This is a genomic window from Pseudomonas sp. GL-B-12 (genome assembly GCF_019955895.1).
In the GTDB taxonomy this organism is placed as follows: domain Bacteria; phylum Pseudomonadota; class Gammaproteobacteria; order Pseudomonadales; family Pseudomonadaceae; genus Aquipseudomonas.
Genome location: NZ_JAHBCX010000079.1, coordinates 1 through 2,169, shown reverse-complemented (window position 1 = coordinate 2,169; position 2,169 = coordinate 1). Strand labels below are relative to the sequence as shown.

Genomic DNA, 2,169 nt, shown 5'->3' with positions numbered 1-2,169 from the left:
AAGCGGAATGAGGCGCCGTAGGCAGAATCCGGTAAATGGTTAGCGCCATCGTCCCGTAACCGCGAACGGAAAGTACCGCTCTGTGGTTCAGTACGATACAAGCCACGCTTTTGCAGTTCAGGAATGACCAGTTCAACAAAGTCTTCGAGGCTGCCTGGGCTGATCAGCGGGTTGAGCATGTAGCCACTGGTGCCGGAAATTCGGGCGTGCTCCTCAATCCGATCGGCCACTTGTTGCGGCGTTCCCACCAGAATCAGATCACTGCCCCGAGTGACGTTGGCAAAGCGCTGTTTGACATCGCCGGCGGTCAAGGGCTTGCCACTGCCATCAGGCCGCATCACATAGGACGTCATGCCTTCGGTGTGAGTGGATAACGCATCGCTGTCCGCGTAGCGGCTGATGTCGATACCGGTATCACCGGCATAACTCACCAGTTGCGCCTGCAAGTGATAGTTGCTTTGCAGTGCGTCGTATTTGCGTTGGGCTTCGATCTCGGTCCTGGCCGTAACGATGCGCAGGACCGTCAGAGATTTAACATCCTTCGCCTGACGCCCCCGTGCCCTGGCCTGCGCCCATATATCTTCCAGTCCCTGGCGAATCTCCAGCGGGTTGGATTTGGCGATGAAAATCAGTTCGGCGTGCTTGGCCGCAAACTCGCGACCTCGGCCGGACCAACCGGCCTGGATGAGCAGCGGCGTGCGTTGCGGTGACGGGGACGTCAAATGCGGCCCGGCCACCCGGTAATGCTCGCCGACATGATTGATCGGTCGCACGCGATCGCCCTTGGCATAGACCTGGCGAGACTTGTCGGCAACCACAGCGTCATTTGCCCAGCTGCCTTCCCAGAGCTTGTAAACCACATCGAGAAATTCATCTGCGCGTTCATAGCGATCATCGTGCTTGATCATCTGCTCCAGGCCGAAGTTGCGAGCGGCGCTGGTCAGGTAGGAGGTGACGATGTTCCAGCCGACCCGGCCATTGGTCAGGTGATCCAGCGTGCTGAAGCGCCGGGCGTGGGTGAAAGGATGTTCATAACTGGTGGTGACAGTGACGCCGAAGGCGAGGTTATCCGTCACCGCAGCCAATGCCGGGATGATCATCAACGGATCGTTGGCCGGTGCTTCCACCGCCCACTTCATGGCAGCGTCGGCATTACCGCCAAACACATCGTAGAAACCCAGCACATCACCAAAAAACAGCATGTCGAGATGAGCCTGGTCGGCGATGCGTGCCAGGTTGGACCAGTAGCCCAGCGAGTTGATGGTCAGTCGTTCGTCAGCCGGGTGCGTCCAGAGGCTTGGCGCGCCGCCGCAGCCAACACTGGCTTGCTCGTATAACGCAAACAACAGAGGTTTTGGATCGGACATCGTAGTACCTGTAAAAGTCAATAAACGGAGCGGGTCAGCGCTGATGCTTGAAACCTTTGCCGTAGTGGCGTTCAAGACGGTTCTGTATCAACTCCAGTCCAATGGACAGGAGCCAATAGATAACGGCTGCGGTGGTGAGCATTTCGATGTAGCGGTAGGACGAGCGACCGTACGACTGCGCCAGGAACATCACTTCCCAGACGCCCATCACCGATATCAACGATGAGTCCTTGAGCATTGAAATGAACTGACTGGTTGTCGGGGGAATGATCGTGCGCATGGCTTGCGGCAGGACGATGTGCAGGAACGTTGCCGCAGGCCCCAGCCCCAGAGCCATCGCCGCTTCGCGCTGCCCGGGTGCTACAGCCATGATGCCGGCACGAAAAATCTCGCTGAGGTAGGCACCATAATTGAGCGAGAGCGCAATGATCCCCGCGCTGATGGCGCCCGGAACAACACCCAACTGCGGCAGCCCCAGGTAGATCAGCAGGATCTGGATCAGCAGCGGAGTACCGCGAAAAAAAGACGCATAGAAACTGGCAATGCCGAAAGCCACCGCACTGCGAGACAGGCGCGCCAGCGCCGTCACGAAGCCAAGGAGCAACGAAAGCCAGATCGAGCAGAAGCACAAAAACAGCGTCAGCGCGGCGCCTTGCAAGAAACCGTCAGGCCCCAAATGCAGGCCGACCAGGTTGGGCAACTTCTGCAGAATGATCGAGAACTTCAGATCGAAGCTCATGAAAAACATGACGCACAGGCCGAACAGCACTGCCCAGGTCAAATACAGGCGAGAGCGAAAACC

2 protein-coding genes are annotated in these 2,169 nt (G+C 58.0%); both read right to left on the bottom strand.

The window, feature by feature from the left end:
- Positions 1 to 1,367 (bottom strand): LLM class flavin-dependent oxidoreductase (locus KGA85_RS29435; protein WP_223533959.1); only part of this gene is annotated, 1,367 nt, incomplete at its 3' end.
- Between the two features lie 34 nt (positions 1,368 to 1,401).
- A partial coding sequence (locus KGA85_RS29430; protein WP_223543594.1) for an amino acid ABC transporter permease occupies positions 1,402 to 2,169 on the bottom strand: 768 nt, incomplete at its 5' end.